This is a genomic window from Modestobacter roseus (assembly GCF_007994135.1).
GTDB lineage: Bacteria > Actinomycetota > Actinomycetes > Mycobacteriales > Geodermatophilaceae > Modestobacter > Modestobacter roseus.
Map to the genome: position 1 here is coordinate 3,926,214 of NZ_VLKF01000001.1, position 13,432 is coordinate 3,939,645.

The window sequence follows — 13,432 nt, forward strand, 5'->3', positions numbered from 1 at the left end:
CCCCGGCATGAGACCAGTCACCGGGTACGCCGCGTACGGAGACCGTGCGGGGCTGCGACCGCTGGAGTTCACCCGCCGCGACCTGCGCCCCGACGACGTCGCCGTGCGGGTCACCCACGTCGGGGTCTGCCACAGCGACCTGCACGCGGTCGAGGGCCTCGCCCCCGGTGCCGGCCCCCTGGTGCCGGGCCACGAGTTCACCGGCGAGGTGACCGCGGTCGGCGCCGAGGTGACCCGCGTCGCGGTCGGTGACGCGGTCGCCGTGGGCAACATCGTCGACTCGTGCGGGCGGTGCGAGAACTGCCTCGCCCACCGGGAGAGCTACTGCCGTGAGTTCCCGCAGCTCACCTACGGCGGCGTCGACCGGCACGACGGCACCCCCACGCAGGGCGCCTACTCCACCGAGTACGTCGTCCGGGACGCCTTCACCTACCGGCTCCCCGCCGGGCTCGACCCCGCGGGCGCCGCACCGCTGATGTGCGCCGGCGTCACCACCTGGTCGCCGCTGCGCCGGGCCGGGGTCGGCCCCGGGCAGCAGGTCGGCGTGGTCGGCTTGGGCGGGCTGGGCCACCTCGCGGTCCGGTTCGCGGTCGCGCTGGGCGCCCGGGTCACCGTGTTCACCACCTCGCCGGCCAAGGCGGACGACGCCCGGGCGCTCGGCGCGCGCGACGTCGTCGTCTCCACCGACCCCGCGGCGATGGCCGCCGTCGCCGGCCGGCTGGACTTCGTGCTGGACACCGCCTCCGGCGCCCACGACCTGGCGCCCTACCTCGGCGCGCTCCGGCTCGACGGGACGCTCTGCGTGCTCGGGCTGCCCGAGCGGTACGTGGTGCCCCCGATGAGCCTGCTCGGCCGCACGCTCACCGTCTCCGGCTCCGGGGGCACCGCGGAGACCCAGGAGATGCTCGACTTCTGCGGCGAGCACGGCCTCACCGCCGACGTGGAGGTGCTGCCCCTGGCGGAGGTGGACACCGCGTTCGAGCGGCTCGCCCGGAACGACGTCCGGTACCGGTTCGTGCTGGCGGTGGCTCCGTGAGCGCGGTCGACTGGCGCGGGCAGACCACGCTGGTCACCGGCGCCAGCGCGGGCATCGGCGCCGAGTTCGCCCGGCAGCTCGCGGCCCGCGGATCGGCCCTGGTGCTGGTCGCCCGCCGCGCGGAGCGGCTGGCGCAGCTGTCCGCGGAGCTCACCGCGGCGCACGGGGTGCGCGTCGACGTCGTCCCGCTGGACCTGGCCCGGCCGGCGGCCGGCAGGGCGCTCGCCGCCGAGGTCGACCGGCGGGGGATCGCGGTGACCAGCCTGGTGAACTGCGCCGGCTTCGGCACGCACGGACCGTTCCACCGGGAGGACCCCGACCGGCTGGCCGACATGATCGCCGTCGACATCACCGCCCTGGTCGACGTCAGCCGGGCGTTCGTCGACCGGCTGCGGGCGGCCGGCAGCGGCGTGCTGGTGAACGTGGCGAGCATGGCCGCCTACCTGCCCACGCCCGGCATGGCCGTCTACGCCGCGGCGAAGGCCTTCGTGCTGAGCTTCACCGAGGCGCTCTGGCAGGAGTCGTTGGGCGCCGGGCTGCGTGTGCTCGCGCTGTCGCCCGGCGCCACCGACACCGAGTTCTTCGACGTCGTGGGCACCGACGCGGCCGACGGCGGCCGAGGCCGGCAGTCGCCTCAGGAGGTGGTGGCCACGGCGTTCCAGGCGCTGGACCGGCGCAAGCCGCCGCCGAGCGTGGCGGTCGGCCGGGCCAACCGGGCCTCGGTCCGGGCCGTGCGGCTGCTGACCCGGCGGCGCGCGGTGCTGCTGATGGCCGCGATCACCGGGCGGGCGGCGGAGGACGGGACCGGACGCCGTGCCGCCGCCTAGCCTGGCGGCCATGACGGCGGTGAGCGCGACGACGTCGCTCGGCATCCGGCAGGTCTCCGAGGAGACCGGCCTCAGCATCGACACGCTGCGCTGGTACGAGCGCGAGGGTCTGCTCCCGCTGGTGGAGCGGGCCCCCGACGGGCGGCGGCGCTACCCGCCCGGCGCCCTGCGGTTCATCCGGCTGGTGCAGGCGCTGCGCCGCACCGGGATGCCGGTGGCCGACGTCCGGCGCTTCGTCACGCTCGGCGGTGGGGAGCTGGCCAACCACCCGGAGCGGATGGCCCTGCTGGAGCGGCAGTGCGCGGCCATCGAGCAGCGGATGGTCGAGCTGCGCGACGACCTGGCCGTCGTGCAGGCGAAGATCGCCCAGTACCGCGAGCTGATCGCCCGCGGGGTCGACTGCGAGGACGAACTGCCCGCGGACCTGCTGGCGCAGATCTCCGCCGACCCGCGGCTGCGCGGGACGCTGCCGGGGGTGCCGGCCTAGAGGTAGAGGCCGGTGTTCTCCTCGATCCGGGCGGCGGCGACGGCGTGCACGTCGCGCTCGCGCAGGATGATCAGGTCCTCGCCGTGCACCTCGACCTCGTGCTGGTCCTCGGGGGAGAACAGCACCTGGTCGCCGACCTTGATCTGGCGCACGCTCGGGCCGACACCCTTGGCCTCACCCCACACCAGCCGCTTGGCGACCTGCGCGGTGGCCGGGATCAGGATGCCGCCGGTGGAGCGCCGGTCGCCGTCCTCCTTGCGGAGGGCGACCAGCAGCCGGTCGTGCAGCATCTTGATCGGCAAGCCGCCGGTGGTCGCGTCCTCGGGCACGTCCGGCAACGCTACCCGCCGTCCCCGATCGGGTTTGGGCGCCGAAAGCCGGACGGGGTTCGGCGCGGAAACCCGGGGGTCAGCCCCAGCCGAGGGCGTGCAGGCGCTCCTCCTCGATGCCGAAGTGGTGCGCGATCTCGTGCACGACGGTGATCGTGACCTCCTCGACGACCTGGTCCTCGTCGTCGCAGACGTCGCAGATCGCCACCCGGTAGATCATGATCCGGTCCGGCAGCGCGCCGCCGTAGTCCCAGCCGCGCTCGGTGAGCGCGTAGCCCTCGTAGATGCCCAGCAGGTCCGGTTCCTCGGGGTTCCGGTCCTCCACCAGGACGACGACGTTGTCCAGCAGCGCCATCAGCTCGGCGGGCACCTGGTCCAGCGCGTCGGCGACCAGCTCCTCGAACCGGTCGACGGGCAGTGGCCTCACCAGCTGGTGGGCTGCGGGCGGCCCTCCTCGTAGCCGGCCGCGCTCTGCACCCCCAGCACCGCCCGCTCGTGCAGCTCGTCGACGGTGCGCGCCCCGGCGTAGGTGGCCGAGGAGCGCACGCCGGCCACGATCTGGTCGATCAGGTCCTCGACGCCGGGCCGGGCCGGGTCCAGGTACATCCGGGAGGAGCTGATGCCCTCCTCGAACAGCCCGGCGCGGGCCCGGTCGAAGCCGCTCTGGGTGGCGGTGCGGGCCTTGACCGCCCGCGCCGACGCCATCCCGAAGCTCTCCTTGTACTTCCGGCCGGTGCCGTCGTCGTACAGGTCGCCGGCGCTCTCGTAGGTGCCGGCGAACCAGGAGCCGATCATCACGTTCGCCGCGCCGGCGGCCAGCGCCAGCGCCACGTCGCGGGGGTGCTTCACGCCGCCGTCGGCCCACACGTGCTTGCCCAGCTCGCGCGCCGCGGCGGCGCACTCCTCGACGGCGGAGAACTGCGGGCGGCCGACGCCGGTCATCATCCGGGTGGTGCACATGGCGCCGGGCCCGACGCCGACCTTGACGACGTCCGCCCCGGCCTCGACCAGGTCGCGGGTGCCCTCGGCGGTCACCACGTTGCCGGCCACCACCGGCGTCGTCCCGGCGACGGCGCGGACGGCGCGCACCGCCTCGACCGCCTTCTCCTGGTGGCCGTGCGCGGTGTCGACGACGAGCACGTCCACCCCGTGCGCCAGCAAGGCCTCGGCCTTGCCGGCGACGTCGCCGTTGATGCCGACGGCGGCGGCGGTGAGCAGCTGCCCGGCGGAGTCGACCGCGGGGGCGTAGATCGCCGAGCGCAGCGCGCCCTTGCGGGTGATCAGGCCGACCAGCTGGTCGCCGTCGACGACGGGGGCGGCGCTGATCCGCTCGGCGGACAGCACGTCGAAGACCTTGGGCAGGTCGGTGCCGGCGGGGATCGTCAGCGGCTCGGGGGTCATCACCTCGGACAGCTGGGTGAACCGGTCGACGCCCTGGCAGGCGCCGTCGGTGACCACCCCGACCGGGCGGCCGGCCTGCACGACCACGACGACGCCGTGCGCCCGCTTGCCCATCAGCGACAGCGCCTCGGCGACGGTGGACGTCGGGCCCAGCGTGATCGGGGTGTCGTAGACGGTGTGCCGCGACTTGACCCAGGAGACGACCTCGCCGACGACGTCGATCGGGATGTCCTGCGGCAGCACGGCCAGGCCACCGCGGCGGGCCACGGTCTCGGCCATCCGCCGGCCGGAGATCGCCGTCATGTTGGCGACGACGATCGGGACGGTCGTGCCGACCCGGTCGGGGGTGGTCAGGTCGACCTCGAGCCGGGAGCCGACGGTGGAGTGCGCCGGCACCATGAACACGTCGCTGTAGGTGAGGTCGTGGTCCGGGCGGCGGTCGCCGAGGAAGCGCATTCTAAAGTCTCCTCAAATTTCGACAGGGTTGAAGCTAGTGGCGATGCGTGCGGCGCAGGGCTAGTTCCGCTTGCGCTCGAAGCGCATCCGCGTCATCGCGGGACACTGCTCCAAGGTTGTACAACCGATCGGCAAGACTGGCGATGCTCACCCGCAGCCTCGCAGCAATAGATTGCGCGGTCCTGTAGTTCGCGAGATCGCCGTCGGTACGCTTGGCGGCATCAAGAAGAAGTTCTCGAGGCATCAATAGTGCAGCGGCGAAGGCATTGGCGCGTTGCTCGATCGACTTAGGGGCCCATGGTCCACTTGAAACTGCAAGTGTGGAGCCACTCTGGCGATCCAGCAGCAAGTGCGCCAGCTCGTGAGCCAGGGTGAAACGGTGCACCGTAATGTGGTTGCCGCGAGAGTAGTTCTCGTTAGCGACAACTACCGCATGGCCGAAAGTGTCGTACACGGAGACGCCTCGAAGAAGTCGGTCGGACAACTTCAGTGTCCTATGACTGACCGACCAAGCGTCGAGCAATGACTTGATATCGACATGCCCGTCTTGCACGTGTCGATCTTTTGCAAATTGCTCGTAAGCTCTTTCGCCCAGGTCTGATCCGATCTCGCCGGGAGTGAGACCGTTCATATTGTCTTCGTCTTCGACCCACCCTCCGGGCACGGTGGCAACTGTGTCACTCGGGTGCGCCGCAAGTGACGTAAGAACCATTACGTCGCCTGAACTGATAGTGGGACTTGTCGAGCCGAACAGGAGAGCCAGCCGAGCGCCAGCCAAAACCAGCTGACCCGGTTCCGGCTCACCTACGGCGCCGGCGATGTCGGAGGGGTCAACTGCTGCCAACGAGGTCTCCACCTCCTGCCAAAGAGTGCGAAATCCCTCTTGATCCGGTCCAGCTCCGCTGAGCCACGCGAATCGAGCAAGGTAGCGACTCGGGCCGTCCTTTAGTGACTCGATCACGTCGCAAAGCGTTCTGATTCGTTCTGACTCAGGTTGCAGATCAGACAGCTTTGCTGTGACGGCGCTAAGAATGTCGAACAGTGACTGGCTGGCGCTAAAGAGGTCAACCTTCGCGACCCCTTCGATGGAGTAGGCGAAGTGGCTCGGAGTTCCCGGGTCTCGTGTTAGTCCCACGCTCACCTCGAGCGAGTCCTGGCTCCGACGTAGCCACAAGTCTGGAAGTAGTCCTCCTTCCGCTCCGGCGCGAAGGGAGTGGCGGTTCCGCCACTCATAGACCTGCGTCATCGCTGCCCAGTCCGGTTCGTCGTCCAGGCCGAATGTCCTGCGATCGGCTTCGAGCGCGGCCCTGGATGCGCGGTCGGTCAACGTTGGGAAAGGCAGTCGTTCCTCGTGAAAGATGGCGTCCCAGTTTTCCGTCAGCCACTCGATCAACGGAAGAAGATACCAGTGGGCGCCAGTGAGGAGCTCCCCCTGCTCTTCGTGCATGCAGACATTGCGGCCGTTCATCCAGATGCGAAGAGCGCCCCAGGATGCGCGCTCGTCCGGGTCGACCATCGAGTCGTCGACCCCATCGTCGAGCAGGCTCATCTCGATGGCGAAAGTCGACGTGTCGCCTGACAGGTAGGACCACTTGATGGCGCTCACGATTGACCTCTCTTAAAAACTCGGGGTGTCACTACCTGCTGCTGAACCCAATGTTTCTTGATTGGCACAGGAACGCTGTGCCATGCAACGGGAAAGCCGTGCCAAACATCGTCGCCCTCTGCGTTTACTGTGTTGGTTGGCTTGGCTTGGAACGCGTCGGTGCCGTCGGTCGCGAATCGACGACGAGGGTTCTTAGGATCTGAGACGCTCTGTGCGAGCAGGGTCGGGCCGTCGGCTCCCTTGGGGCAGCGGCTTCCTTGGGCGCCGCGCTGCCAGGGGTCTCGATGGCGAGGGTTGCCCTCGTACGCCAGTCCCACGCAACCTCCAAGGTTCAGCCCACACGACGAAAGCCCCAACTCGGACATAGCGAGTTGGGGCTTTGGGGGCTCACGTGTTGCCGAGCCGCTTGGAACGTACACCAAGTGACGTCCGGTTGCATGGGACTGACTCGGTCGAGGTAGATGTCCCTCGCCGGCGGAGCTGCGTCAAGGCGCGGCCAGCGTGGGGGATCAGATCAGGCGGGCACCTACGATCAGCCGTGTGATCGACCTGCGACTCGTGCGTGAGGACCCCGAGCGGGTCAAGGCCAGCCAGCGCGCCCGGGGCGCCGACGACTCCCTGGTCGACCGGCTGCTGGCCGCCGACGCCGACCGCCGGGCCGCGGTGAAGGCCGCCGACGACCTGCGCGCCGAGCAGAAGGCCGCCTCGCAGGCGGTGAAGAAGGCCACCCCCGAGGAGCGCCCCGCCGTGCTGGAGCGGGCGAAGGCGCTGGCCGCGCAGGTGAAGGAGGCCGAGGAGGCCGAGCGCACCGCGGACGCCGCCCTGCACGAGCTGCACCTGCGCATCCCGAACCTGGTGCACGACGACGTCCCGCCCGGCGGCGAGGACGACGCGGTGGAGATCCGGACCGTGGGCGAGGTGCCGGCCTACGACTTCGAGGTCAAGGACCACCTGCAGATCGGTGAGGCCCTCGGCGCCATCGACATGGAGCGCGGCGCGAAGGTCTCCGGCGCCCGGTTCTACTTCCTCACCGGCCCCGGCGCGCTGCTGGAATTCGCGCTCGCCCAGCTGGCGATCACCCGCGCCGTCGCCGCCGGGTTCACCCCGGTGGTCGCCCCGGCACTGGTCAAGCCCGAGGCGATGGAGGGCACCGGCTTCCTCGGCGAGCACGACGAGGAGGTCTACCGGATCGAGCGCGACGACCTGTACCTCGTCGGCACCTCCGAGGTCGCCCTCGCCGGCATGCACAGCAAGGAGGTGCTCGACCTCTCCGCCGGCCCCAAGCGGTACGCCGGGTGGTCCTCCTGCTTCCGCCGCGAGGCCGGGTCCTACGGCAAGGACACCCGCGGCATCATCCGCGTGCACTGGTTCGACAAGGTCGAGATGTTCAGCTTCTGCGCCCCCGAGGACGCCGCTGCCGAGCACCGCCGGCTGCTGCAGTGGGAGGAGGAGTTCCTCCAGGCGCTGGAGCTGCCCTACCGGGTGGTCGACATCGCCGCCGGCGACCTGGGCACCAGCGCGGCCCGCAAGTTCGACATCGAGGCGTGGTTCCCCAGCCAGGGCACCTACCGCGAGCTGACCAGCACCTCGGACTGCACCACCTTCCAGGCCCGCCGGCTGCAGATCCGCTACCGGGACGCCGACGGCCGGCCGCAGCCCGCGGCCACGCTGAACGGCACGCTGTGCGCGATCGCGCGCACCATCGCCTGCCTGCTCGAGGTGCACCAGCGGGCCGACGGCTCGGTGCACGTGCCGGCGGCGCTGCGCCCGTGGCTGGGCGGCCACGAGGTGCTCACCCCCGGCATGGCGCTCGCCGCGGTCACCCCCGGCCCCGCCGCATGAGCGGTGGCCGGCCGGACGGCGGCGGGCTGACCGCCCCGGCGGCGGCCGCGGCCGCCGGCGAGGTGGTCGACCTCGGTGACCTGGGCGCCCGCCTGGGTGGCTGGCGGCCCCGCCTGGTGGTCAGCGACCTGGACGGCACGCTGCTGGGTGCGCACGGGGAGGTCAGCCCGCGCACCGCCGCGGCGATCGCCGCCTGCCGGGCCGCCGGGCTGCCGGTGGTCGGTGCGACCGGGCGCGGGCCGCGGCTGCTGGAGAGCGTCCGGGCGGCGCTCGCCGGGCAGGGGACGGCCGTCCTGGCCCAGGGCGGCTACGTCGTCCGGTTCGGGGCCGGCGGTGCGCCGGACGAGGTGCTGCGCACCGTGGGCATGCCCCGCGAAATGGCCACCGAGGTGATCGCCGCGATCGAGGGCGTCGCCGGCGAGCTCATCGTGGCGGTGGAGGACGCCGCCGAGCAGGCCGAGGCGATGCGCCCGCTGCGGGTGCAGCACGGCTTCGACTGGCCCTACCCCGAGCCCGCGCACCTGCTGCCGCGGCACCAGGTGCTGCCGGTCGGCGCCGTGCTCAAGGTGTTCCTGCGCTCGCCGCACCTGGGGGAGGACGAGCTGGTGGCGCTGGCCCGCACCGTCGTCGACCCCGCGGTCGCAGAGCTCACCCACGCCGGGCTGGGCTTCATCGAGGTGCTGCCGCCGGGGGTGACCAAGGCCAGCGGTCTGGAGGTCGTGCTCGGCGCCCTGGGCCTGGGCTTCGGCGACGTGCTCGTCTTCGGCGACATGCCCAACGACCTGCCGATGATCGAGGCGGTCCAGAGCGGCGGCGGCCGGGCGGTCGCCGTGGCCAACGCCCACCCGTTGGTGCGCGCCGCGGCCGGCGACCGGACGAGCGGCCACGAGGCCGACGGCGTGGCGCAGTACCTGGAGGCGCTGCTGGCGCTGGAGGGCACCGGTGGCTGACCGGCCGCGGCTCATCGTCAGCGACCTGGACGGCACGCTGCTGCGCAGCGACGAGTCGATCAGCGACGCGACCCTGGCCGAGCTGCGCTGGTGGGAGGCCGAGGGGGTGCCGCTGGTGCTGGCCACCGGGCGGCCGCCGCGCTGGATGCTCGGGGTGCGCGAGCGGCTGGGCGGGGGGACGGCGATCTGCTGCAACGGCGCCGTCCTGCTCGACCTGACCGCGTTCACCGTGCTCGACGAGCAGCCGGTGCAACCGGAGGTGCTGCGGGTGATCACCGCCCAGCTGCGGGACCGCCAGCCGGACACCTGGTTCGCCGTCGAGTACGGCGACCAGTTCCGGCACGAGCCGATCTACCGGCCGCGCTGGGACAAGGACGCCCCCGGTGTCGCGGTGGCGACCCTGGAGGAGATGGTCGCCCAGCCGGTGGCCAAGCTGCTCGCCCGGCACGAGCGCCTGTCCCGGGACGAGTTCGTGGCGCTGGTCGCCGAGGTCGTGGGGGACACCGCCACGGTCACCACCTCCTCCTCCGACGCGATGGCCGAGATCTCCGCGGCCGGCGTGACGAAGGCGACCGGCCTGGCCCGGCTGGCCGCCGAGCGCGGGCTGGCGCCGGCCGACGTCGTCTACTTCGGGGACATGCCCAACGACATCGCGGCCTTCGAGTGGGTGCGCAGCGGCGGCGGGCGGGCGGTGGCGATGGAGCGCGCGCACCCCGACGTCCTCGCCGTCGCCACCGACGTGACCCTCGCCAACGACGACGACGGGGTCGCCGCCTTCCTGGCCACGCTTCGCGCCTGACACCTCACTCGATCCAGCGGACTTTCTGGTTCCAGTACGGACGCTGGCTCCAGAACCGGCTGCCTGCTGCCGATCTCCGGCTCACAGGGACGCGCTGGTGCGTCCGTCGCAGGAGAGGCACGCCATGACCGACGTCCGGGCCACCCAGGCCACCCACACTGATGCGGACCGACGTCCGGGGCTCGTCCAGCGCACGGGCCTGCGCACCCGGCTGCTCGCCGCCTTCCTGCTGGTGGCGCTGGCCACGCTCGCCGTCGGTGCGCTCGGCGTCACGCGCATGAACGAGCTGAGCCGACAGGCCGAGGAGGTCTACACCGAGGGCGCCGTCCCGCTGCGGGACATCCTGCTGCTCCGCTCCACCTACTGGCAGTACCAGGCCACGATCTCGCGCGGGCAGGGCGTCGGGCTCACGCCGGACATCGTCCAGTCCCTGCAGGAGCAGCAGGTCACCATCCGCGAGACGCTCGACGAGCTCCGCGCCGGCCTCGACGAGCTCTCCCTCCGGCCGGCCACCGAGGCCGCCTTCCAGGACTTCCAGGCCGCCATCGCGCTCTACGACGACACCAGCGCGAAGATGGCGGAGATCGGCGCCGCCGGGGGCAACGCGCTCTCGGAGCTGCCCACGTTGATCCAGGCCGAGACCAACGCGATCGACGCGCTCACCGCGGCCAGCGACGCGCAGATCGCCGTCACCTCGGCCACCGTCCAGGAGGCCCGCGACGCGGCCGCGAGTGCCCGCACCCTCACCATCATCGGTGTGGCGATCGGCCTCGTCGTGTCGGTCGTGCTCGCCGTCCTCATGGCCCGCAGCGTCACCCGCCCGGTCCAGCGCATCCGCGAGACCCTGGAGCAGGTCGCCGCCGGTGACCTCCGGGTGCGCGCCGGCAACGTCGGCGGGGCCGAGCTGGGCGAGGTCGCGCACTCGCTGGACGCGACCCTGGACTCCCTGGGCGGCGTGCTGACCCTGGTGAGCGACTCGGCGGGCCGGCTGGGTGCGGCCTCGCAGCAGCTGACCGCCGGTGCCCAGGCGATGGCGGCGAACGCCCGGACGGCGGCCGGTCAGGCCGACGTCGTGGTCGCGAACGCCGGCGAGGTGGCCTCGAGCGTGGACACGGTCAGCACCGGCTCCCAGCAGATGGAGGCGGCGATCCGGGAGATCAGCCAGAACGCCAGCGAGGCGTCCCGGGTGGCCAACCAGGCGGTGAGCGTCGCGGAGAACACCACCCGCACCGTCGGCAAGCTGGGTGACTCCTCGCAGGAGATCGGCAACGTGGTGAAGACCATCACCTCGATCGCGGAGCAGACGAACCTGCTGGCGCTGAACGCGACGATCGAGGCCGCCCGGGCCGGTGAGGCCGGCAAGGGCTTCGCGGTGGTCGCCAACGAGGTGAAGGAGCTGGCGCAGGAGACCGCACGGGCGACGGAGGACATCGCCCGTCGGGTGGAGGCCATCCAGGCCGACACCGCCGGTGCGGTGGACGCGATCGGTCAGATCAGCTCGGTGATCGGGGAGATCAACGACTTCCAGGCCACCATCGCCGCGGCCGTCGAGGAGCAGACCGCCACCACGAACGAGATGAACCGCAACGTGATCGAGGCGGCGTCGTCCTCGCAGAGCATCGCCTCGGCGATCACCGGGCTGGCCGCGGGCACCGCGGAGACCAACCAGCGGGTGGAGGAGGCGCAGCGTTCGGCGGAGGAGCTGTCCCGGATGAGCGACGAGCTGCAGGCCGCCGTCAACCGGTTCGCCGTCTGACCCCGGCGACTCGGGGAGGGCCCGTCCGGCGTGTGCCGGGCGGGCCCTCCCGCGTTCGGGGGACGTCTCCTCCACCAGGACCGGTTGCGCTCAACCGTTCCCCCGCCCTGCCGATAGGGGGTGCGAGAACGCTGCTCGGGAGGGTCCCGCCGGCGGAGAGGGCAGGACATGACTGCGGTGGACGACTCGGTGACGGACGGCGGCGCACGGGGGGGTGGCAGCGACCTCGTCGCCCGTATCGGCCTGCGCGGGCGGCTGGTCCTGGCCCTGGCGCTGGTGGCCCTGGCCACCGTCTCGGTCGGGATGTTCGGCGTCCAGCGGATGTCGGTGCTCAGCGACAAGGCCGAGCAGGTCTACACCGAGGGCGCCGTGCCGCTCGACGCGCTGCGCCAGCTGCAGGCCGACTGGTGGCAGTTCTCGGCGAACAACGCGCGGGCCAGCGTGGCCGGCCTGCCCGCCGAGACGCTGGCCGCCTTCCGGCAGACCGCGCAGGAGAACCTGCAGACCCTGCAGGAGCACACCGAATCGGCCTCCGACCTGCCGCTGGCCGCGGACGCGCGCGCCGGTTTCGAGACCTACGCCGCGGGGACCCAGCAGTACCTGGCGCTCCTCCAGCAGCTCAGCGCCGGCCAGGGGACCCGGACGCCGCAGGAGACGCTGGCCCTCATCGCCCAGCTGAACGAGCAGGAGAGCAGCATCTCCACCTCGATCACCACCGCCGCCGACACCCAGGCCGCTGACGCCCGGGCGACCGCCGACGAGGCGCGGGAGGCCTACACCTCCGCGCGCGCCCTGACCCTGCTCATCGTCGGCGTCGGCCTGGTCGTCTCCTTCGTGCTGGGGCTGCTGGTGGTCCGCTCGGTGATGCGGCCGGTGCAGCGGGTCCGCGAGGTGCTCGACCAGGTCGCCGACGGCGACCTCAGCGTCCGTGCCGGGGCGACCGGCGGGGCCGAGATCGGCGAGGTCGCGGCGTCGCTGGACCGCACGCTGGACTCCCTGGGTGGCGTGCTGCGGCTGGTCAGCGACTCGGCCGGTCAGCTGGCGGCCGCCTCCCAGCAGCTCAACGCCAGCGCCGGTGCGATGGCGGAGAACGCCCGCACGGCGGCGGGTCAGGCCGACGTGGTCGTCGGCGCGGCCGGCGAGGTGGCCACCAGCGTGGACACCGTGGCGACCGGCTCGCAGCAGATGGAGGCGGCGATCCGGGAGATCAGCCAGAACGCCAGCGAGGCCAGCCGGGTCGCGAACCAGGCGGTCGGCGTCGCGGAGGAGACCAACCGGATGGTCGGCAAGCTGGGCGACTCCTCCCAGGAGATCGGCAACGTGATCAAGGTGATCACCGGGATCGCGGAGCAGACCAACCTGCTGGCGCTCAACGCCACGATCGAGGCCGCGCGGGCCGGCGAGCTGGGCAAGGGCTTCGCCGTCGTGGCCACCGAGGTCAAGGAGCTCGCGCAGGAGACCGCGCGGGCCACCGAGGACATCGCCCGGCGGGTGGAGGCCATCCAGTCCGACACGTCGGGAGCGGTCGGTGCGATCGGTGAGATCAGCTCGGTGATCGCGCAGATCAACGACTTCCAGGCCACCATCGCCGCGGCGGTGGAGGAGCAGACGGCGACGACGAACGAGATGAACCGCAACGTCGGCGAGGCGGCGACGTCCTCGCAGAGCATCGCCTCGGCGATCTCGGGGCTGGCCGCGGGCACGGCGGAGACCAACCAGCGGGTCGACGAGACCCAGCGGTCGGCCGCGGAGCTCTCCCGGATGAGCGACCAGCTCCAGGCCGCCGTCCACCGCTTCACCCTCTGATCGGCTCGCACCACCCGTCGCACGAGGTGCCTCGTGTGACGGGTGGTGCACGCGCGGAACGGACGGTCTCGTCCGCTGTAGAACCGGGGTGTGACGGCCGACATCAACAGTGTCCGACCAGATCGTCCCCCAGACAT

At 71.9% G+C, this 13,432-nt stretch carries 12 protein-coding genes; 8 read left to right on the forward strand and 4 right to left on the reverse strand.

All coding sequences use genetic code 11. The features are described 5' to 3' along the window. Positions 1-7 precede the first annotated feature (7 nt). The 3 genes from JD78_RS18830 to JD78_RS18840 are packed head-to-tail and all read left to right on the forward strand — an operon-like array spanning position 8 to position 2,350. The gene (locus JD78_RS18830) at positions 8-1,036 is read left to right on the forward strand and encodes an NAD(P)-dependent alcohol dehydrogenase (RefSeq protein WP_153362246.1); all 1,029 of its coding nucleotides are present in this window, start codon (positions 8-10) and stop codon (positions 1,034-1,036) included. Then, entirely contained in the window at positions 1,033-1,863 is an 831-nt protein-coding gene (locus JD78_RS18835) for an SDR family NAD(P)-dependent oxidoreductase (protein ID WP_153362245.1), read from the forward strand. Before JD78_RS18830 ends, JD78_RS18835 begins: the two co-directional genes overlap by 4 nt. 10 nt (positions 1,864-1,873) lie before the next feature. Beyond that, positions 1,874-2,350 carry a MerR family transcriptional regulator gene (locus JD78_RS18840; protein ID WP_153362244.1) on the forward strand — a complete coding sequence of 159 codons (477 nt, stop codon included), beginning with the start codon at positions 1,874-1,876 and terminating at the stop codon, positions 2,348-2,350. On the opposite strand, the gene JD78_RS18845 is transcribed toward JD78_RS18840, so the two are convergent. The 4 genes from JD78_RS18845 to JD78_RS18860 all read right to left on the reverse strand — a co-directional run bounded on the left by JD78_RS18845 (position 2,347) and on the right by JD78_RS18860 (position 6,142). Next, entirely contained in the window at positions 2,347-2,679 is a 333-nt protein-coding gene (locus tag JD78_RS18845; RefSeq protein WP_228395414.1) for a GroES family chaperonin, read from the reverse strand. The two genes, JD78_RS18840 and JD78_RS18845, sit on opposite strands and share 4 nt — an antisense overlap. Before the next feature lie 79 nt (positions 2,680-2,758). Further along, positions 2,759-3,106: a metallopeptidase family protein gene (locus JD78_RS18850; RefSeq protein WP_153362243.1), complete on the reverse strand. Its 348-nt coding sequence runs from the start codon at positions 3,104-3,106 to the stop codon at positions 2,759-2,761. After that, positions 3,103-4,536 (reverse strand): GuaB1 family IMP dehydrogenase-related protein, encoded by a 1,434-nt coding sequence (locus JD78_RS18855; RefSeq protein ID WP_153362242.1) that lies wholly within the window; start codon positions 4,534-4,536, stop codon positions 3,103-3,105. The genes JD78_RS18850 and JD78_RS18855 overlap by 4 nt, the downstream gene beginning before the upstream one ends. Positions 4,537-4,570: 34 nt before the next feature. Continuing rightward, the gene (locus JD78_RS18860) at positions 4,571-6,142 is read right to left on the reverse strand and encodes an ImmA/IrrE family metallo-endopeptidase (RefSeq protein WP_153362587.1); all 1,572 of its coding nucleotides are present in this window, start codon (positions 6,140-6,142) and stop codon (positions 4,571-4,573) included. Positions 6,143-6,682: 540 nt separating this feature from the next. Between JD78_RS18860 and serS the strand changes: the two genes are divergently transcribed. From serS to JD78_RS18885, 5 genes are all read left to right on the forward strand, one after another. Further along, positions 6,683-7,984, forward strand: a complete 1,302-nt coding sequence (gene serS, locus JD78_RS18865; RefSeq protein WP_153359179.1) for a serine--tRNA ligase — start codon at positions 6,683-6,685, stop codon at positions 7,982-7,984. Beyond that, positions 7,981-8,934 carry an HAD family hydrolase gene (locus JD78_RS18870; protein ID WP_153359181.1) on the forward strand — a complete coding sequence of 318 codons (954 nt, stop codon included), beginning with the start codon at positions 7,981-7,983 and terminating at the stop codon, positions 8,932-8,934. Before serS ends, JD78_RS18870 begins: the two co-directional genes overlap by 4 nt. Continuing rightward, on the forward strand, positions 8,927-9,733 hold the full coding sequence (locus JD78_RS18875) for an HAD-IIB family hydrolase (RefSeq protein WP_166521302.1): 807 nt from the start codon (positions 8,927-8,929) through the stop codon (positions 9,731-9,733). Before JD78_RS18870 ends, JD78_RS18875 begins: the two co-directional genes overlap by 8 nt. A 124-nt stretch (positions 9,734-9,857) precedes the next feature. Continuing rightward, positions 9,858-11,489: a methyl-accepting chemotaxis protein gene (locus JD78_RS18880; protein WP_166521303.1), complete on the forward strand. Its 1,632-nt coding sequence runs from the start codon at positions 9,858-9,860 to the stop codon at positions 11,487-11,489. A gap of 168 nt (positions 11,490-11,657) precedes the next feature. Further along, a complete protein-coding gene (locus tag JD78_RS18885) occupies positions 11,658-13,295 on the forward strand; it encodes a methyl-accepting chemotaxis protein (RefSeq protein WP_153359183.1) in 1,638 nt (545 codons plus the stop codon). The last annotated feature ends 137 nt before the right edge of the window (positions 13,296-13,432 follow it).